Genomic DNA, 17,948 nt, shown 5'->3' with positions numbered 1-17,948 from the left:
TTGGCGCACTGCTCCCGTGCAAATAGACCGTGCCAGTGACCTTCACCAACCAGGGGAGAACCTAGGAGCCTGCTTTTTCGGAGATTTCCTTCAGCGCCGCCTGAAGGCGGCCATCGGCATCGTTGGCGACCTCGCGTGTCGCGTCACCCGGGCTGAGTTGGACCATGGTTTGCGGGTCGATGGCCTCAATGGTGGTTTCCTTGGCATCGGGGGCGCGACGCACCACGACGTTGCACGGGAGCAGCGCGCCCAACTGTGGTTCGGCGGCGATGCCGCGCTGGGCCAATTGCGGGTTGCAGGCCCCGAGGATGATGTAGTCCCCCACGGCGTCCCCGGCTTCCTGGCCCAGCTTCCGGGCGAAGGTCTCCTTCACGTCAATCTCCGTCAGCACGCCGAATCCCTGTTCCGCCAAGGCGCCGCGTGTCCGTTCGACGGCGTCTTGCCATGACAGCGGGACGGTGATGGCGTGGGTGTACGTCATGGTGTTTCTCCTGGGGTTGTCGTGCGGAGGCCGGCCAGGGCGGCTGCGGGTCCCGCCACGGCGGGACTCTCGGTTCCGTGCCCATGCTACGTGTTGGGCCGATCGCGCGGAAGCATTGCCAAGGTATCGCCGGCATGGAAGGGCGGTGAAAGCCGTTGGTGCGTTTCATACATGCGGACCGCGACAACCAGGGACGCGGCTGCGCTGAGGGCGGCGGCCATCCAAATGGCCGCGTGCAGCCCCATGAGGTCGGCAATGATCCCGCCGGCGATGGCACCGACGGCGTATCCGAGGTCGCGCCAGACCCGGTAGACCCCCACGGCCCGTCCTCGCCATGAGGGATGGGCGACGTCGCCGACCGTTGCCAGCAGCGTGGGGTAGACCATGGCGGTTCCCGCCCCGAGCAACACCGTTCCAGCCGCCCAGGCACCAAAGCCGTCCCCGAGCGCGATGATCGCAAGGGCTCCGGCCTGGACCAACATGCCGGCGGCGATGAGGTGTTTGCGCCCGATCCGATCCGATAGAGCACCGGTCGCCATTTGGCCTATGCCCCACACCCCGGGATACAGGGCGAAAAGCAGGCCGATCTGGCCCATGCTGAGATCCGAAGTGGCGAACAGCAGTGGGAACAGGCCCCAGGAGAGTCCGAAATTCAGGTTGTTCACCAGGCCGGCCAGGCTGGCCGAGGACAAGGCCGGTTCCCGGAAGCTGGTCAGGGAAAAGATTTGGCCGTTGGCTAGGTTGGCGTCCAGGCCATGCCGGGCGGAGGCGCCCCGGGCAGCCATGTTTCCGGCATCCAGGAGGGCATGTGGGTGGGTCTCCCGGACGAAAAGGCCCGACAGCAGCAGTGCCAAGGCGGTGTAGGCGATTCCCAAGAGGAAGGGCGCCGGACGCAGCCCGTACTGTTCGGCGAGGTATCCGGCCAGCAGGGACGTGGCGGCCACGGCACCGTAGCCCGCGGCCTCGTTCAGTCCCATGGCCAGGCCGCGCTGCGCCGGACCCACCAGGTCGATCTTCATGATGACGGTGGTCGACCAGGTCAGGCCTTGGTTGATGCCCAGCAGAACGTTCGCGGCGACGACCCAGCTCCAGTCCGGGGCGAAAATGAGCATGAGCGGCACCGGGATGGCGAAGAGCCACCCGGCCAGCAGCACGGGCTTGCGTCCGTAGCGGTCCGAGAGGGTCCCGGCGAACCAGTTGGAGGTCGCCTTGGTGATCCCGAAGGCTGCCACGTAGGCGAAGAGGAACGTGTATCCGCTCAGGCCGAACTCCGCGTGGGCCAGCAGCGGAAGGACGGTTTGCTGTTGCCCGACCATCCCGCCGACGAGTGCGTTGACCGCGACAAGCAACGCGAACTGGGCCGCGTTGGCGCGCAAACCCAGGACAGGGAGGATCTTGGTGGTGGACGGTTTCATGCGCGGACTCCTGGAGTGCCGAGGCTGGAGGGGCAACACGGCGGGGAGCCGGGGCTAGCGGGCTTCGGTTGCCGTGGTGGTGGCGGGTGAACCCAGGGACTTGCGTCGCAGGGGGCATGCGGGGATGGCAAACCAGCACAGGGCCGCGGCCGCGGCGATTGCGGTGGCCGCGAGGCCCAGGATGAGGTTGGCGGGGGAGGGTAGTTCCTGGACGAGGACGAAGACGCCCATGGCCAGGACGAAGAAGCCAAAGCCCTTGCGCAGGGCCGCTTCGGGGATGCGTCCGGCCAGGCGTGCGCCGAGGAAGGAGCCGAGGATCGCGGCGGCTGTGACTCCGCCGACAAGTGTCCAGTCCAGGGTGACGGTGGTGAGGTAGCCGCCGAGTCCGGCGAAGGACTTCATGGCGATAACCACCAGCGAGGTGCCGACGGCGACGGGCATGGACAGGCCGCCAAGCAGGGCGAGTGCCGGAACGACGAGGAAGCCGCCGCCGGCACCGACGAGCCCGGTGACCAAGCCGACGACCAGGCCCTCGATGATGACCTTGGGCACCGGCAGATCCCCCTGGTGGGGTGCGCCTGCGGGGTTCTTACGGCCGCGGATCATGGCCAGGGAGGTGGCGACCATCATGAGGGCGAAGGCGATCATGAGGATCGTTCCGGGAATATGGCCCCCCAGGAGGCCGCCGCCGAAGGCCCCTGCCATGCCGGCGGCGCCGAAGACGAGTCCGGTGCGCCATTGCACACGTTTCTTGCGGGCGTGGGTCACGGCGCTGACGGCGGAGGTCGCGCCGACGACGAAGAGCGAGGCGGCGATGGCTTCCTTGGGGTTCATGCCGGCGACGTAGGTGAGGATCGGGACGGTGAGGATGGACCCGCCCCCGCCGAGCAGGCCGAGGGAGATCCCGATCAGCACCGAGAGCAGGAGGGTGAGTGCGAGGGTGAGGGTCATGGAGGTGGCCTTGTCTGGGAAGGAAGGGCAGGGGACGCGGGTGGGGTTGGCGCCGGGGTATGGCTTTAGGTGACGGGCAGGCCGGCACGTTGCCAGGCGGTCATGCCGCCGGCCATGGTGTCGGCGGTGAATCCGGCGCCGGTGAGGGCGTCGGCGACGCGGGCGCTGCGGTTGCCGCTGCGGCAGATGACGATGACGGGGCGGGTCCGGTCGATCTCCCCCAGGCGGGTGTTGAGCTCTCCCATGGGGATGTGGATGGCGCCGGGGATCATTCCCTCGGCGACTTCGAAGTCTTCGCGGACGTCAAGGACCTGGTCCGTGGCACGTCGCTGGTCGGTGTCGGTGATGGTGATTTCGGGCATGGTCTGCTCCTTCGGGGGCGTGTTCAAGCGGTATGTGGGTGCTTTCCGGGCCCGGATCAACGCGACCCGGGCCCGGAAACCGGGTGTGTGCTAGGACTTCTTGGGGGGAAGCTGGGCGAGGACCGATGCACGGGTCGGCTCGTTGCCGGTCTTGTTCCACGGCATCTTGGCCAGGGCCTTGCCCATGGCGCAGGTGTTGGTGGCCGCGGAGAAGGTCAGTCCCGCCCCGATGACCCCGGCAACGGTGCGGATCTGCGGGGACAGGAACTTGCCCCCGGCCAGGCCGGCGATCACCAGGGAACCGGCGGCCATGCGCACCTGGCGTTCCAGGTCCCAGCGCTTGGAACCTTCCACGGTCCGGCCGCCGGCCTGCTTGTAAGCCGGGACGCCGCCGGCCAGGACATGGGCGTTGCCGAATCCCACTGACGCGAGGTTGGTCTTGGCTTCGGTGGCGCGCACGCCGGATTGGCAGACCAGCACCACCTTGGTGTCAAGCTTGGCCGCGAGTTCCTCGGTGTGTTCGGCCAGCAACGGGAGGGGGACGTTGTAGGAGCCCAGGATGTGCAGGGATTCGAATTCGGCGGCTGAGCGCACGTCAAGCACCACAACGTCGGAGCCAGCTGCGATCCAGTCCTTGAGTTCTTCGGGGCTGGTGGTCTGGGGAATGGGGTTCATGGCTTGTGGGCCCTTTCTGCCGGGCATGGCGCCCGGCCGGTCCCGCATCCGGAAAGGGGGATGCGGGACCGGGAATACGTGGAATTTATGGGTGAAGGATGGGTGGTGGAGAACCTAGGCGTTCTGCATTTGCTTCCAGTCTGCCCAGCCGGCGTAGCTGCCCTCGAGCTCGACGACGTCGAACCCGGCGCGGCGCAGGGCGGAGGCGGCCACGGAATTGCGGACCCCGGACTGGCAGTAGCTCACGATCACGCCGTCGGACGGAAGGTTCTCGGTGTTCCAGAGCACCCGTCCGGCGTTGAGCTGTTCGGAGCCGGGCACGTGTCCGGCAGTGTGCTCGGTCTTGTTGCGCACATCCAGCAGCAGGGCGGCATCGAACCCTGCCAAGTCGGCCGGGGAGATCGTGCGGGGCACGTAGACCGGCAGGCCGTCCAGGGAAGTGAGGTATCCGGCGACCTTGTCGATGCCCACGCGGATGAGGTGGTCCCACATCTCGGTTGCGCTTTCGCTGTTCGGGGCCAGGAGCACCAGCGGGCGTTGGTCGGTTTCCGGGTCCACGGCCCAGGCGCCGTAGCTTGCGGCCTTGGTGCCGGCCGGGATATTCAGTGCCCCGGCGACGGTGCCCTGATGGACCTCGGTGTGGTGGCGGGTGTCGACCACGCCGATGTCATCCGCGGCCAAGGCGGCCGCGACGTCCCCGGTGGCCAGTTCGGCCAGCGGTGCGCGTTCGCCCAGGATGGCAGGGCCCTGGCGGTTTTCGCGCTTCATCCGGCCAAAGTAGGCGTGCGCGTCGGGCTGCCCGTCAAGCAGTGCCTCGACGAACCCCGCCTCGTCGTTGGCCTCCAGGTACGGACCCCACCAGGCGAAGCTGCGCTCATATCCGACGGTGGAGGACGGGATCGCGCCCAGGGCCTTGCCGCAGGCGCTGCCGGCACCGTGGCCGGGGTAGACCTGTACGTAGTCGGGCAGGGTCAGGAACTTGTTCTTCAGCGAGACGAACAAATCATGCGCCCCGGCGAAGCGGGTGTCGGTGCCGCCGGCGGCCTCATCGAGCAGGTCCGGACGGCCCAGGTCCCCGGAGAAGACGAAGTCACCCGAGAGCAGGAAGCCCGGCTTGTCGCTGAAGGCGCCGTCGGTGACCAGGAAGGAAAGGTGTTCGGGGGTGTGTCCCGGGGTGTGCAGGGCGGTGACGGTGATGTTTCCCAGCGTGATGGTGGACTGGTCAAAGAGGCGTTCGGCTTCGAATTCGTATTGCCAGTCCGGCCCGCCCTCGCCCGAAACGTAAATCTCCGCGTCGGTGGCGGCGGCCAGCTCCCGGGTGCCGGAGAGGTAGTCGGCGTGGATGTGGGTCTCGGTGACGGCGGTGATCTTCATGCCGTTTTTTGCGGCAAGGTCCCGGTACACCTGGATGTCGCGCCGGGCGTCCACCACGAGGGCCTCGCCCTTGGCCTGGCAGCCGATGAAGTAGCTGGCCTGTGCCAGGTCCTCGTCATAGATTCGTTCGAGAAGCATTGGTTCTCCTTGTGGTTGGTCAGTTTACCCTTCATACCCCTGGGGGTATCCGGTTCACAGACAACAATAATACCCCCTGGGGTATCCGTCAAGTCGTTCACGGATGCACAAAAAAGCGGCGATCGACACCATCGGGAATGGTGCCGATCGCCGCAGGCGCATGCGAGGCTGGGCCTAGCGGCCCAAGAGGCGCGCGAAGAAGCCGCCTTTCTTGCCGGACTCCTTCGGGGCATTTGGATCGCAGGAGCAGCGCTCGCTCCGCGGCACGTGGGCCATGACCTGCTTGACATGCTGGCCACATCCGGCCCAGGTGGTTTTCTGGCACTTACGGCATTTGGTCGCACGGCACATATGGTGACTCCTTGCGTCTGGGGTTGTTGATGGAGGCTTGGCCGCCCCCTCTGTATTCGAGTATGGCATATACCCAAGGGGGTATCGAGAATCACTGCCATTGATACGCTAAGGGAACCCCCGGGGGTATACCATTGAAGAAATCAACACCTTGAAGGGACCCACCATGGAACTTGAAGCGGACACCATGAAACCGGCCATCAACAGGCTCAAGCGCGCCCAGGGCCAGCTTAACGCCGTGATCCGCATGCTGGAGGAAGGCGGCGACTGCCGCGCGGTGGTCACCCAGCTTTCCGCCGCCTCCAAGGCCATAGACCGTGCCGGGTTCTCCATTATCGCCACCGGGCTCGAGCAGTGCCTGAAAAGCGAGGACCCCACAGCCGACCGTGCCGACATGGAAAAACTCTTCCTCTCCCTGGCCTAGTCCCAGCCATCCAGCGATAGCTCTCGCCGAGACCACCCATGGAGTCCGGCAGGACCACTGCGCGAACTTCGGCAGTGCGGCGGTTCCGCAACCGCCGAGGAATCACTCCCTGCCGCCAAGCGAGCCGTAGCGATCAGCACCCCTGTTCACTAATCAGACGCCGCGCACCGAGCGACAGCAGTCAATGTGGGTGCTTGATCCATCGGCCCGAAGATGCAACAGCCAAGGCCAGAAAACACCGCCACTAAGCACTGTGAAAAACAGGCCACTTATCGTTGTGGCTCACACCTGAAGTGTCTCGATCGATTGTCTCGAAACCCTAGGGTTACGAGAAACCGCAGGACGCCAGTATGGGGCACCTGTGCGGGGCAAGCAGATCAAGCGGGGTAAGCGGTCATTCCAACAACAGTGCTGATGCGGCACCCCGACCGCGGCGAGGTCGCACGCTGGTCGACCGGCAATTGGGCACCTGATCCCGATTCAAGGAGACGCCAAGTGTTGCGATTGACTACTCGGTCGACCGCCAGCGAGATGCGCTTCAAAGCCTGAGCTGATCGACTGGGTCGAGGTGTGCTCGAGGGGCGAGACCTTGCTCTCACGAATTCACTACCGCAGATTGTGTTCCCACAAGCCATTTCGTGCGCTGCGGCATAATTGGGGGCATGACTTCGACCGATGAGCAAGAGGCCCACAGGGCAGAGTACGAGCGCCTACAGATGTCGCTGAAGAACCATCCGGGCAAGAAGGCCGACCAATTGATGGCCGATGTTCAGCGGACCTTTAGTCCCTGGTACCAGCGGTCTGTCGAGCTTCGAGCACTGCTTCATCACGGCGAAACTGACGAGAACATGCAAAACGAGTTGATGCGAAACATCCCCCCGCTGGACGCTCGTGAGCAGTATGTGGGCGCCCTAGACAGTACGCTAAGCGCGTACTTGGCGGCCATGGGAACAGTCATCGACGTGGCGCGTCGCGTTGCCAAAACGCTTGGAAACCCGTTCGAAGAGAGCTACAACAAGCAGTCAATGCTCGTTCGAGCAATCGATGGGGTGACTGTGCTGCGGGACTTGCGGAACTACATGCTTCATTACCGGTCCGCCCCTTGGCATTTCAGCGGCCGGATTACCCCTGACACTCAAACGACTGAGGTCGGATTGGATAGTGATGTACTAGTCGAGTGGAAGGGCTGGAATGCCGGTTCACGGGCTTATCTGAATAGTCGAAATTCAGTTCGTCTGATCAGCATTGTCGATCCTTACGAGGCGGGCATGGTGGCACTCTTCGACTGGTTCAACATTGAGTTCTACCGGGTAGTTCAGCCCGACCTAGACGCGGCGAACGATCTCGTTCGCCAACTAAATCTTCATCTGACAGGCGGGGCGACGGACGGGAAAGACTGGCCCGAGCGCATGGCGCACATTCAGGAGAATCTGCGGCGAAGCAATGCAGGGCTGCCGCAGCTTAATTATGAGACCGGTCTTCCGTTCCCCGACGATGCGTGATCGCGCGCTGAGGGATCGGCTTACTGAGGTGTACTAATGATGTGAGACAGTTCCTGAAAGGATTGTTCCCATGTCTTCTCGACCAACCTATTCCGATGAGTTCAAGGCTGATGCTGTTGCCTTGGCTGAATCCTCTGGCCGCCCAATAGCTCTTGTAGCTGCTGAGCTCGGCATCTCCCTGACGGCGCTAAAGCGCTGGATCAAACTCTCCCGCGAGGGCCAAGAAGGCGGTGGCCGGAAACCAGATTTACCGGTGGATGCCGCCAAGTACAAGGCCATGGAAGTTCGAATGCGCGAGCTTGAAAGGGAGAATGAGTTCCTAAAAAAAGTTTCAGCGTTCTTCGCCAAAGAGCAACGGTAGATGACTTCTATCGTCTTGTTCTGCAGGAGGAGAGCGCTGGAGAGAAAGTGGCCTGGATGTGCCGACACCTCGGAGTGCCACGGTCCTCGTACTACCGGTGGAAAGAAGCCACCGATACGCCCACAACCATTCGCCACCGGGAGCTGACTGATCAGGTGAAGACTGTCTTTGATTCCTCCGACGGCATCTTTGGCCACCGCATGGTTCACGCGAAACTCAGCACAGCCGGCGTTGAGATTTCCGTAGGAACAACGGCCTCGATCATGGCAGAGAACGGCTGGGCGGCCAAGCGGATGCGCGCTTTCAAACGCACCACGATCCCCTCGGACCCAGATAAAGTCTTCAAGGACTTGATCGGCCGAGACTTCACCGCCGACACCCCTGGCACCCGCATGGTCGGAGACATCACGTACCTCAGGACTGGTGAGGGCTGGCTGTATCTGGCCACCGTCATCGACCTGTGCACCCGTATGATCGTTGGCTGGGCCATGGCCGACCACATGCGCGCTTCCCTCTGCGTCAGCGCGCTGACGATGGCCAGAGACCACGGCCACCTACGTGCTGGTGCAATTTTCCATAGCGATCACGGGACGCAATTCACCTCCAGAGAATTCGGGACCTGGTGCACCGGAAACCGCATCCGCCAATCCATGGGATTAGCCGGTGTTTGCTGGGACAACGCCGTGGCCGAGTCATTCTTCTCATCCCTGAAGAACGAGTTCTACCACCACTACAGCTTTGATACCCGCCAAGACGCCAGACGGGCCACCATGCGCTACATCGAGGCCTTCTACAACCGGTGGAGACCCCACACCCACAACAACGGCCTACCGCCGGCAACAGCCATGGCCAACTTCACCACCCAAAACCAGCAACAACTCGCTGCTGCCTAACCCAAAAGAACCGAACCAACTGTCCCAGATCCTTGACACACCTCAGTCCCAGTTCCTTGGAAGTGGAACGGGTGGGGGCAGAGTGTTTTAGGAACAGTGGGCCTCCACTTCAATCGTTCTGATCGCGCACTAGATCTGCAGCGTAGATCAGTGCTGGAAGGCCATATGAGCGTAAGTCCTTTTGTATCCGTGCCATGTGCGTAGGCCAATGTTGGAGCCACTGATCACTGAAATCGAGTCTAGGAGCGGCCCAGTTTTTCATCGGGGTAAAGCAACCGATGAGAAGTTCCGTGAGCCAACCAAGCGCGAATCCTGAATCGATGCCACGCTGAAAATCGTCACTATAGGAGGCGGAGCCATCAGAAGCTTTGGCCACGCCCCGCATGGTTTGGTAGGCGCTAAAGTGCACATACTGTGAAGAGCACTCAGCCAGAAAGCCATGCACGGGGTGTTTCTCTCCGAAGCGCTTCTCAGCAAGCCAACCAATCTTGGGCAGCCCACCTGGACGACCACCACGGGCACGTTTTGAAGGCCAGTCGAGTTTGACAGCCAACTCTTCGAACCGTCGCAGGTTCTCTGTACGTTGAGGTTCGAGTTCATCATGAGCTGACTTAAGGAACCCCGTTGCCTTGGCTTCGTCCTCCCCGAAGAAGTCTTTTTGTGTGCTTACTCGCTGGCCTACGTTGAGATTTCGCATCGTGATGAGCAAGTCATTTCTCAACTGGTGATCTTCAATCGTGGCCAGGTAGTAAAGCCAGGTGTTCTCTTCGTACGCTATTCGCACGAACGCTGCAGCATGGTTGCCGAGGCCTGTTCTGTAGAGCGACACGGCTGCCCTTAGTCGTTCCGTCTGAGTGATGCAGATCGAATGTGCAACTGATGGAAAAAAATCTCCATCCCCCGATTGCTCGCCGGGCCATTCCTGCAGGACGTTCTGTGCAACAGACAGGACTTCGTCCGCCCACTCCACGTATCTAGGATGACGAATTTCTCGCAACATGAGGCCAATCTACCGGCAATCAAGCAGTGTTGGGCCTTTAGAGTCCTAAGAAATGTTGTTTGTGATTAGTGGTCGGCTATCGGGCAAGTTCTCAATGGGCCAAGCCCGTGGAGTGTCCCACTTCCTTGGAACTTGGACGACTGGTTAGGGCACTCTTCTTGGGTTAGAGGTCGTCAGGCATTCCTAGAAGTTTGACCAGTGTCAATTCATGTGTGGCGTTCGGGGCTTGGGAATGGGATGCGAAAGGATCGGAGAGATCAGGAGGCAGATAACGCCAAACGCTTCGCCACCTAGCCAAACCAGCACTATCCGAGAATTCAAGAGATCCCTTAACGATGTGCTTGTGAATCTCCGCAACCTTCACCGTGGTCGGGATGCCCAGTCGAATCACCAGGGGCGGACTGGTGACGCTGAGCGAACCACTGGGGCCAGGCATGACTTCGGGAAAGGTCACATTTAGTGGCGGTCGACCGTCAGCGTAGTGCCATTTTCCCTGAATGTCCGTGGCCTCGCGGTCAGCTAACAGGAGGAGTCCCCACGTTGGGTGGTCTTCCTGACGGGAAGTCCACAAGACAGAGACAATCGGGCGAGCCTGAAAGGCAAGTGCGTAGTGGGCTGCCCGCGATGCGCGTTCCGCAGTTTCCTGTGCCGCCTCCGCACGAGCCGCAGCGTCAGCGCTGGCGTCCGCTTTTTGTATGGCAATAATGGCACCCACCACGGCGGCAGCTGCGGGGAGTGTCTGTATGTATGTCACGGAAGGCCACACGATCGGAATGACCACTGCCACGACCAGGAACACGGCGGCGAGCAGGAAGCGGAATCTTATTTGTCGACGGCGCCTCCGCTTGTCGTTTTCCCCACGATGCGCGCTCACCCCAGGTACAAGTGGAGAACCCTCATCAGCGGGAGGGGTGTTTGGAGCTTCGTTGCGGCGGATTCCCATGACATTAGACAACCAGACCTGGCCAGTTTTCCGAAGTCGGACGCAGGGATTCCTTCGGCGCGCGAGGTGCAAGTACCAAGCGTTTGACTCAAAGTGGCCAAAAATGGCAAGAATTTTCTCAGAACGCAAAAAAACCCCAACCCCAGCCCAAAAGTCGACGCCCCACGTGACGGACCGGTTTTGGGGGAGCATCGTCATCGTTTCGAATGACGAATCGCAATGGGTAGCATCTATAAGGATTAAGGGGCATCTCAGTATCTGGCCTCAGGACGCAAGAGTCCTCAAAAATGTGCACCAGAGTAGTTCTGAATTTCGTGGTCAACTTGTACTCATGAACGAAACAACGAACAGCGAAACTGACCCCACCACAGAGGCCGTGTCCATGGCAGCCGTCTCGGCCACACCAGCCGAGACGCGAGCCGCGATGACAAGGGTGTCTGCCCGCGGATATCTGCAACTTAGGCACATCCTGGTCCAGCTCCCGGACGACGAAAAGGAACGAGGCAGCACAGTGGGGATACTGGCAAGCGGCAAATACCACCGCGCACTGCTGGTCTACCTGCTGATTTTGACCTGCTGGCCATGGCTGGAAGATAGGACAAAGCCGCTCAATGCCAAGATCTGGTTGCGTGCACTTGAGCCACCCACATCCAAGGGCCTTACCTTTTCGGCCTCCACGCTCTCCCGATCGTTGAAGGTTCTGGAAGACAAGGGCCTCATCGAGAAACGTGTCCGAGTGGGACAACAAGTGCTGATCATTCCCCGCCGCGAAGACGGCAAAGAACGTTACAGTGCGCCGGGAGGGCGCACTGACAGAGCCAATGCCTACTTCACTTTGCCCGATGTGTTCTGGACGGAGGACTATTTCGCCAAACTCAAGCTGCCGGGCCTGGCGATGCTGCTGATCATTGCCAAGGAGACGAACCAGAAAGCGGAAATGTACATGACGCACGCGGACGGGTTGCCCTGGTACGGACTCAAAGAGGGGATGGTCAAGGACGGCCTGGAAGAACTCAGGAAACTCGACCTACTAGGGGAGAGGGACGAATGGACCAAGGCGCCCTTGTCCGACATCGGCCGAACGCGTCGCAAATATTACTGGCTCACGGGCGAGTACAGCCAAGAATCACGTCAGCTTGCGCGTGGTGCAGCCAAGACCGAACGGGCAGCAAGGCTTAAGAAGAAAGAACCAAAAGCTGCGTAGCTGGTACTGAATGCCAAGTGCAAAGTACCGCATTAATAGAGTTTTGGTGACGGCCAGACCGTTGCCGAATCAAGAGGAACCAACCCAAGAAAGGAGGGCCAGTGAGACAACGCGAAGAACACCGAACCGTTGTAGCACTGGGAACCGCAAGGCGTACGCACCCGCTGTTGGTGTGCACGTACGCCTTTGCGATTCTCAGCTACATCGCAAAAACAGTTGATGTAGTTATGGACTGGATCTAGTAGTCCCAATCGGTAGGGGCCCAGTTACAGCTGGGCTCCTACATCTTTAACATCATAGACCTGGGACCCCTGGCTCTCCTGGGTGCAGATCCGCCTACAATCATGCGGTGAAGATCTTCGGAACCGTGGAACGTATTGAGGGCAGCGTCATTGAGCAAACGGAAGTGGACGCAGCCGACTATCAGGCAGGCGTGGACGCCATGCGCCGCACACTTGAAGAGGGTTACCGGCTGTTGAGCGTAAGAGTCGAACGCTAGGCAGAGTGCCCAATCTCAATGCCCCCCGGCATGGCTGTTGTCAGTGGGAGGACCTACACTCAATTAGTAGAACTTTATTTCTAGTAGTTGGTGTGTCATGCCTCATGTATCGAAAATTTGTATTGTAGACTTCGCGGCCCCCGTCGTGCATCCACTACTTGCCCCGGTCACCGTGGCAGCTGGTTATCCATCTCCTGCACAGGACTATTTTGACGGCAGGATCAACCTGAACGATCACCTGATTAAGGACGTCACAAGCACCTACATCATTCGCGTCTCTGGCCATTCCATGGAAGGCGCTGGGATCAGTGATGGGGACGAGCTGATCGTCAACCGCGCACTTGAACCCAAAGACGGGTCCATCGTGGTTGCCGTCCTTGACGGGGAGCTGACCGTCAAGCGGCTGCGCATCACCCCTACAGGGGTCATTCTGCAGGCGGAAAATCCTGACTACCCGGACATTCGTGTTCCCGAGTTGGCGTCGCTCGAAATTTGGGGGACTGCCTCCGTTGCGCTCCACCATCTCCTGTAGGCCGCGGTCATGGAACGTATGCAGGCCATTGCCCATGTGGACGTCAACAGCTTTTATGCCAGCGCCGAACGGGCCTTTGATCCGTCCTTGGAGGGCAAACCGCTGATAGTGCTCTCGAACAATGACGGCTGCGCCGTCACCCGCAGCGCCGAGGCGAAGGCGCTCGGTATCCCGATGGGGGAGCCGTGGTTCAAGCTCGCGCCCCGCGCCAAGGCATTATAGGTGACCCGCGGTATTCGGGTTCGCGCTTTTTCAGTTGCTCGGGCACCAGGCGGGGTCGGTCCCGGTTCCATCAAGTCAGAGGAACCTGGGTGGGCAGTTCCCCAGGAGTTGTATGCAGCGGCCAGGTACGGGGTTGTCCAAGGTGCCCCATGGAGTCATGTCCTGGGCATCCGGCGGGCCGAATGATTCAGTGGTCCGGTCGCCTGCTCTCCAGCCATGGGGCGAGCGTTCCGACGCGGGCACCGTCCGCCACGACCGGAAATCTTGTATGGAAGGATGGCCGGTGGCGGGGCATGATCGTTACAGCTATCATCGGGTCATGGGCCGGAAGAGAGAAGTTTTTGGGTCCGTCACCGGATTGATCGCCTTGGCGCTGCTGTCGGGATGTACTTCTCAGGTTCCGGACGAAAATCCAGGCAGTACCCAAATTCAGCCAACTGACGGCCTCAACAGTGGGATCCACCCCGATGCAGCTTCCACGGACGGGATGCTGCTGGACGAGGGGTTCGACGAAAACACGCTGGATGCCTCCCTCTGGAACACCTGCCACTGGTGGCAGGACGACGGATGCACCATAGCGACCAACAACGAACTCGAATGGTACCTTCCGCGACAGGTCAAGGTCTCCGAAGGAGCACTTCACCTGACGGCCGAGCGCAGTGCGATATCTGCATCCGACGGCAAGGACTATCGCTTCGCCTCGGGCATGGTGACGACGGGCCCGCCGGCCCACCAGAGGGCACCCAGGCTGGCCTTCACGTATGGGAAGGTCGAGGTCCGGTTTCGCCTGCCCGCCGGCCGCGGCCTGTGGCCGGCCATCTGGTTGCTTCCCGCCAGCGAGAATTCCCGACCCGAGATAGACATGCTGGAAGTAACCGGTGAGGATACGGGACGCCTGCGACTGCACCTGCATCCCAAGGACGACTCGGCCCCATCCATCGGGAAAGACTATCTCCTGCCGGGAGGGGCTTCCCTGGCCGGCGGTTGGCACACCATCGGCCTGGACTGGTCCCCCGGAAGGTTGGATTTCATCCTTGATGGAAAGCGCGTATGGCGACTAGACGGCAAGGAGGTGCCGGACGAGCCGATGTACCTGGTGATGAACCTGGCCGTCGGGGGCGAGTATCCGGGGGATCCTGACCAAAGCACCAGGTTCCCGGCGACCATGAGCATTGACCATGTCCGGATTCGACGCAATGACTGATCCGAACACTGCGGGTTCCGTGGCAAACCGCGATTGATGCGAAAGATCCCTCGTTCGCAGTGGTTCCGGGTCGTGGTTCCTGTGTCCTGCGCGGGCAGGTGCCCTTCGTCGGCGCACCGTAGGGTATGGGACGCGGGTGGATTTGTGGACGCGAAGGTGGTTGCAGTCCCAGGCGTATGCCGACACCCGCAACCCGGTGGCTTCCCAGGCGGCGGGACCGGTTCCAGGCCCGATTCGGATGACTGCGAAATGGCGTGTAGTCGGGTCAGGGCATCATCAGGATGAATCCCGTCACGGCGCACAGGATTCCGGTCCCCGTGAGTATCCAGCCGGTGAGCAGGGCGGGGTTCTCGTTGCGGGGCGGTTCCAGTCCACACCGGGCGGGGTGGCATTGGTTGTCATGGAGCTCGATTCGGGTTCCCACATCCAGGATTTGGGCTTCTGCGGGATTATGCAGGGGGAGGTGCGGCGTGTTTTCGCCATCGGACCAGCGGAAACCCTTGAATCCGCCGGTTTCAAAGACCTCGGTGGTGGTCTTGGTCCACTGACAACGGCACATGGCCACGATCCAGCCAGCGATGACCAGTGGACGTCATTACCTCGTCATCCGTGGTTCGAAGGGCGAAGGGGTACCTGACTCAATTCTCCTAGTGCCGGGCGCAGGCTGGCACTGAGTGGATTCTGCCGCTGGTTGCGCCCGACGTTCCTTGACGGTGTATGTATCAGACGAGAAAATTGAGAGACACCGATCCTCGTGGAGGAGACTCGTCATGAAACGGAAGCGGAGAAGACCTAATAGGTACTACGTTGAGCCTTTCTCCATCGGGCGGAACGCGTGGCCTTTGACGGCCAAGGAAATCAGCGGCCACTAGTGCTGGGTTGTTGACGCGCGTGGGTGGCGGCAATCGCCATCGCCGCGGAGGAAGAGGTGGCCCGGCTATGGGCACCGCACCGAAGAAGCCGCCCGCCATCAGGGGGAGCGCCGGGTGGCGGCCGAGGCCCTGAAAGCCGAGCAGGCCCGCACCCAGGAGGCATGCGAAGCCCTGGCCGAGGCCCGCGGGGCCCTGGCCGTCCTGCAGGAACAGGCCGCGCTGTACTGGAACAACACCGACAAGACAGGAAACCAGGGCACCGAAGAGTAGGCGTTACCGAATTCGGGACCATGGATGCCCGCACCGGGTGACTGATGCAGGGATCATCTTGGCGGACGGTTAGGCGCGGGTGCGCTTTCCGGCGCGCAGCGCAAATTCGTCCAGGGCTTCGATGACGGCCGGGGCGATCCATATCTTGCGGCCCTTGATGTGGCTGCTGGCTTTGAGCGCACCGAGGGTTTCCAGGGTGGTGATGTTGCGGTAGGCGGAGCTTGAGGATTGGCCTGTCATCTCGATCAGGGATTCGGCGCTCAGGGCCGGTTCCCGCACCAGGTAGCTGATGGTGGCGGCCATGCTGTCGCTGGGCTTGTGGGGCAGTGCGGCATGGATGTCGGACTGCACCTGGGTGATGTCGGCGGCCAGGAGTCGGCCATTGTCGGTGGCGGCGAAGGTTGATTCGGCGAACATTTCGGTGATGGGTTCCGGGTCGCCGTGTTGGTAGGCGCCCAGGGATTCGAAGTAGGAGGTGGTGTTTGCCAGGAGCCCGGAGGAAACGGGGATGGTGACCCTCCGGGTCACGCCCTTGTTGCGCAGCAGGGCACCGACCAGGGCCCTGCCGGTGCGGCCGTTGCCGTCGGGGAACGGGTGGATGGTCTCGAAGTGGGCGTGGGCGATGGCGACCTGGGTCAGGATCGGCAGGTCATCGCGCCGCATGAAGCCGACCAGGTCCTCCAGTGCGGCTTCAAGGCTTTCATGGCGTGGCGTAACGAAGATGGCGGTGTGCGGGGAGTTGCCCCCGATCCACACCGGTGCAGTGCGCAGCGTCCCGGCGATCTGCGGATGCGAGGCCTGCAGCAGGGCACGGTGCATGGCTAGGATGTTGGGCAGGGACAACTCATCGGAGAGCGCGATGGCGGCGTGCATGGCCGAGACGTTGGAGGCAATCAGAGAGGCATTGGGACTTGTTTGGTCTCCCAGTTGGGCCAGCGCGATTCTCTTGGCTCCCGCGGTGAGGTTCTCGATTTCGGAGCTGGCCACGGACTCGCTGCGCAGCAGCAGGGTCGCGAAGGGGGCCGCACTCTCACCCAGATCCCGGTCGAAGCGGACCATGTCAATGGTTGCCTCCTCAGCCAGGGCCAGGACCCGGGTGCTGATGAGGGCGGTGGCGTCCTTGATGGGCGGCACGACGGCGGCTTGGTAGGGTCCGCGGGCGAGCAGGCGCTGGCGGCGTGACTGGCTGGCATCGGGCGCCGCGTCCCACGGGACTTCCTCGAAGCGGATCGAGGGCCAGGTGGTGTTCTCGGTGCCCATGGGTGCCTCTCGCGGATGCCGGGTGCGTGGACTGGTTCCGGTGTGGGTGGGAAACCGAGCGTCCTACTTTCCCAAGCTTATCTGATCTTGGGAAAATAGAGCACTCGCTGTGCCACCGGGCTCGCCATGCCTTTGGTGCGTCGACGCTCCGCGCCGCCAGAGGGGACCGTCAACGGGGGCCTTCGGGGCTGTGGGCGCATGGTGGACGATGCCTGGTCTTGACGCCCACGAGGTGTTGCCCCGTCCGTGTGATTTCCGGTTCTTATCCGGGCTATGGGGGATTTCTGGTTGGTAGCGGGGCAATGTCAAGGCTCCATAATCGCCAAGAATTCGATGGGTGAATCCTGGATCTTGGACTCACGGCCTCAACGACCGGTTGGCCATGTTGTATTCTGGTCTATATCAAGGGGAGTACTCCCGTCCGCGATCGTCCGTCAATACGTGTGCAATGGTGCATCCCGGGCCATCGGTTCTGAACTGATCAGAGCGGAGGAGACCTTGGCATCATGTCCACGCCATATCCCTTTGGAGTACCCTCATGCAGGTATCGCCCCTGATCTGGATCATCACCATCGCCGTGACGATCGTCTTCTTCGTTTACGAATTCTTCGTCCACGTGCGCAAGCCCCACGAACCCTCCATCGGTGAATCCGCCCGATGGTCGGTGTTTTACATCAGCCTCGCACTGCTGTTCGGCGTCGGCGTCGGCACGCTCTCGGGATGGACATACGGGGGTGAGTACTTCGCCGGTTACCTCACCGAAAAGGCACTGTCGATCGACAACCTCTTTGTTTTCCTGCTGGTCATGGGTGCGTTCGCCGTACCGAAGATCTACCAGCAGAAGGTACTGATGGTAGGCATCATCATCGCGCTGGTACTGCGTGGCATCTTCATTGCCGTCGGCGCGACGCTGATCGAGAACCTGTCCTGGATCTTCTACGTCTTCGGCGCCCTGTTGCTCTTGTTGGCCTACCGCCAGGCATTCTCAAACCACGAAAGCGATCCGGCCAACAAC

Annotated in this window: 21 protein-coding genes and 1 pseudogene; 12 read left to right on the top strand and 10 right to left on the bottom strand. The window is 61.6% G+C overall.

The window, feature by feature from the left end; genetic code table 11:
* Positions 1–61 precede the first annotated feature (61 nt).
* The 6 genes from ACX80D_RS11810 to ACX80D_RS11785 form a co-directional block, all read right to left on the bottom strand.
* Positions 62–481, bottom strand: a complete 420-nt coding sequence (locus tag ACX80D_RS11810) for a DUF302 domain-containing protein (protein WP_459322856.1) — start codon at positions 479–481, stop codon at positions 62–64.
* Positions 482–567: 86 nt separating this feature from the next.
* The gene (locus tag ACX80D_RS11805; protein WP_459322855.1) at positions 568–1,896 is read right to left on the bottom strand and encodes an MFS transporter; all 1,329 of its coding nucleotides are present in this window, start codon (positions 1,894–1,896) and stop codon (positions 568–570) included.
* A 54-nt stretch (positions 1,897–1,950) separates the two neighbouring features.
* A complete protein-coding gene (locus ACX80D_RS11800) occupies positions 1,951–2,847 on the bottom strand; it encodes a sulfite exporter TauE/SafE family protein (RefSeq protein WP_096287260.1) in 897 nt (298 codons plus the stop codon).
* Between the two features lie 65 nt (positions 2,848–2,912).
* Complete coding sequence (locus tag ACX80D_RS11795; protein WP_047117791.1) at positions 2,913–3,209, bottom strand: rhodanese-like domain-containing protein; 297 nt, start codon at positions 3,207–3,209, stop codon at positions 2,913–2,915.
* 90 nt (positions 3,210–3,299) lie between these two features.
* A complete protein-coding gene (locus tag ACX80D_RS11790; RefSeq protein ID WP_071214387.1) occupies positions 3,300–3,884 on the bottom strand; it encodes a rhodanese-like domain-containing protein in 585 nt (194 codons plus the stop codon).
* Between the two features lie 114 nt (positions 3,885–3,998).
* Complete coding sequence (locus ACX80D_RS11785; protein ID WP_459322854.1) at positions 3,999–5,396, bottom strand: MBL fold metallo-hydrolase; 1,398 nt, start codon at positions 5,394–5,396, stop codon at positions 3,999–4,001.
* Positions 5,397–5,913: 517 nt separating this feature from the next.
* On the opposite strand from ACX80D_RS11785, the gene ACX80D_RS11780 reads away from it, so the two are divergent.
* The 4 genes from ACX80D_RS11780 (at position 5,914) to ACX80D_RS11765 (ending at position 8,927) form a co-directional block, all read left to right on the top strand.
* Positions 5,914–6,171, top strand: coding sequence for a metal-sensitive transcriptional regulator (locus ACX80D_RS11780; protein ID WP_022876876.1), 258 nt, complete (start codon positions 5,914–5,916; stop codon positions 6,169–6,171).
* Between the two features lie 662 nt (positions 6,172–6,833).
* A complete protein-coding gene (locus ACX80D_RS11775; RefSeq protein WP_459322853.1) occupies positions 6,834–7,673 on the top strand; it encodes a hypothetical protein in 840 nt (279 codons plus the stop codon).
* Between the two features lie 70 nt (positions 7,674–7,743).
* A complete protein-coding gene (locus tag ACX80D_RS11770; protein WP_459322852.1) occupies positions 7,744–8,034 on the top strand; it encodes a transposase in 291 nt (96 codons plus the stop codon).
* Between the two features lie 20 nt (positions 8,035–8,054).
* Entirely contained in the window at positions 8,055–8,927 is an 873-nt protein-coding gene (locus tag ACX80D_RS11765) for an IS3 family transposase (RefSeq protein ID WP_459322919.1), read from the top strand.
* A gap of 109 nt (positions 8,928–9,036) precedes the next feature.
* Here ACX80D_RS11765 and ACX80D_RS11760 read toward each other — a convergent pair whose 3' ends face one another.
* Positions 9,037–9,927: a hypothetical protein gene (locus ACX80D_RS11760; RefSeq protein ID WP_459322851.1), complete on the bottom strand. Its 891-nt coding sequence runs from the start codon at positions 9,925–9,927 to the stop codon at positions 9,037–9,039.
* A 163-nt stretch (positions 9,928–10,090) separates the two neighbouring features.
* Positions 10,091–10,681: a hypothetical protein gene (locus ACX80D_RS11755; RefSeq protein WP_459322850.1), complete on the bottom strand. Its 591-nt coding sequence runs from the start codon at positions 10,679–10,681 to the stop codon at positions 10,091–10,093.
* Between the two features lie 520 nt (positions 10,682–11,201).
* Between ACX80D_RS11755 and ACX80D_RS11750 the strand changes: the two genes are divergently transcribed.
* From ACX80D_RS11750 to ACX80D_RS11725, 6 genes and pseudogenes are all read left to right on the top strand, one after another.
* Entirely contained in the window at positions 11,202–12,074 is an 873-nt protein-coding gene (locus ACX80D_RS11750; RefSeq protein ID WP_459322849.1) for a hypothetical protein, read from the top strand.
* A gap of 101 nt (positions 12,075–12,175) precedes the next feature.
* Entirely contained in the window at positions 12,176–12,316 is a 141-nt protein-coding gene (locus ACX80D_RS11745) for a hypothetical protein (protein ID WP_459322848.1), read from the top strand.
* A 107-nt stretch (positions 12,317–12,423) separates the two neighbouring features.
* Positions 12,424–12,573 (top strand): hypothetical protein, encoded by a 150-nt coding sequence (locus ACX80D_RS11740; protein WP_459322847.1) that lies wholly within the window; start codon positions 12,424–12,426, stop codon positions 12,571–12,573.
* A 145-nt stretch (positions 12,574–12,718) separates the two neighbouring features.
* A complete protein-coding gene (locus ACX80D_RS11735) occupies positions 12,719–13,105 on the top strand; it encodes a LexA family protein (protein WP_459322846.1) in 387 nt (128 codons plus the stop codon).
* A gap of 9 nt (positions 13,106–13,114) precedes the next feature.
* Positions 13,115–13,318, top strand: a pseudogene (locus tag ACX80D_RS11730) (Y-family DNA polymerase); the annotation flags it as partial.
* Between the two features lie 328 nt (positions 13,319–13,646).
* Positions 13,647–14,531, top strand: a complete 885-nt coding sequence (locus ACX80D_RS11725) for a glycoside hydrolase family 16 protein (protein WP_051060017.1) — start codon at positions 13,647–13,649, stop codon at positions 14,529–14,531.
* Between the two features lie 265 nt (positions 14,532–14,796).
* On the opposite strand, the gene ACX80D_RS11720 is transcribed toward ACX80D_RS11725, so the two are convergent.
* Complete coding sequence (locus ACX80D_RS11720) at positions 14,797–15,090, bottom strand: hypothetical protein (RefSeq protein WP_176705004.1); 294 nt, start codon at positions 15,088–15,090, stop codon at positions 14,797–14,799.
* A gap of 427 nt (positions 15,091–15,517) precedes the next feature.
* Here ACX80D_RS11720 and ACX80D_RS11715 point away from each other — a divergent pair, with 427 nt between their 5' ends.
* The gene (locus ACX80D_RS11715; protein WP_007273076.1) at positions 15,518–15,673 is read left to right on the top strand and encodes a hypothetical protein; all 156 of its coding nucleotides are present in this window, start codon (positions 15,518–15,520) and stop codon (positions 15,671–15,673) included.
* Positions 15,674–15,742: 69 nt separating this feature from the next.
* Here the strand turns inward: ACX80D_RS11715 and ACX80D_RS11710 are convergent, their stop codons facing one another.
* Positions 15,743–16,933, bottom strand: coding sequence for a Fic family protein (locus ACX80D_RS11710; protein ID WP_459322845.1), 1,191 nt, complete (start codon positions 16,931–16,933; stop codon positions 15,743–15,745).
* Positions 16,934–17,471: 538 nt separating this feature from the next.
* Here ACX80D_RS11710 and ACX80D_RS11705 point away from each other — a divergent pair.
* A partial coding sequence (locus ACX80D_RS11705; protein ID WP_459322844.1) for a TerC family protein occupies positions 17,472–17,948 on the top strand: 477 nt, incomplete at its 3' end.

It is taken from the genome of Arthrobacter sp. Sr24, assembly GCF_054511175.1.
The sequence above is the reverse complement of the archived record's forward strand: the minus strand, read 5'-3'. Positions and strand labels throughout refer to the sequence as shown.

Bases quoted from the DNA above. Each gene is read 5' to 3' on its own strand.
- ACX80D_RS11810 (WP_459322856.1), bottom strand. From the start codon at position 481: ATGACGTACACCCACGCCATCACCGTCCCGCTGTCATGGCAAGACGCC.
- ACX80D_RS11805 (WP_459322855.1), bottom strand. From the start codon at position 1,896: ATGAAACCGTCCACCACCAAGATCCTCCCTGTCCTGGGTTTGCGCGCC.
- ACX80D_RS11800 (WP_096287260.1), bottom strand. From the start codon at position 2,847: ATGACCCTCACCCTCGCACTCACCCTCCTGCTCTCGGTGCTGATCGGG.
- ACX80D_RS11795 (WP_047117791.1), bottom strand. From the start codon at position 3,209: ATGCCCGAAATCACCATCACCGACACCGACCAGCGACGTGCCACGGAC.
- ACX80D_RS11790 (WP_071214387.1), bottom strand. From the start codon at position 3,884: ATGAACCCCATTCCCCAGACCACCAGCCCCGAAGAACTCAAGGACTGG.
- ACX80D_RS11785 (WP_459322854.1), bottom strand. From the start codon at position 5,396: ATGCTTCTCGAACGAATCTATGACGAGGACCTGGCACAGGCCAGCTAC.
- ACX80D_RS11780 (WP_022876876.1), top strand. From the start codon at position 5,914: ATGGAACTTGAAGCGGACACCATGAAACCGGCCATCAACAGGCTCAAG.
- ACX80D_RS11775 (WP_459322853.1), top strand. From the start codon at position 6,834: ATGACTTCGACCGATGAGCAAGAGGCCCACAGGGCAGAGTACGAGCGC.
- ACX80D_RS11770 (WP_459322852.1), top strand. From the start codon at position 7,744: ATGTCTTCTCGACCAACCTATTCCGATGAGTTCAAGGCTGATGCTGTT.
- ACX80D_RS11760 (WP_459322851.1), bottom strand. From the start codon at position 9,927: ATGTTGCGAGAAATTCGTCATCCTAGATACGTGGAGTGGGCGGACGAA.
- ACX80D_RS11750 (WP_459322849.1), top strand. From the start codon at position 11,202: ATGAACGAAACAACGAACAGCGAAACTGACCCCACCACAGAGGCCGTG.
- ACX80D_RS11725 (WP_051060017.1), top strand. From the start codon at position 13,647: ATGGGCCGGAAGAGAGAAGTTTTTGGGTCCGTCACCGGATTGATCGCC.
- ACX80D_RS11720 (WP_176705004.1), bottom strand. From the start codon at position 15,090: ATGTGCCGTTGTCAGTGGACCAAGACCACCACCGAGGTCTTTGAAACC.
- ACX80D_RS11710 (WP_459322845.1), bottom strand. From the start codon at position 16,933: ATGGGCACCGAGAACACCACCTGGCCCTCGATCCGCTTCGAGGAAGTC.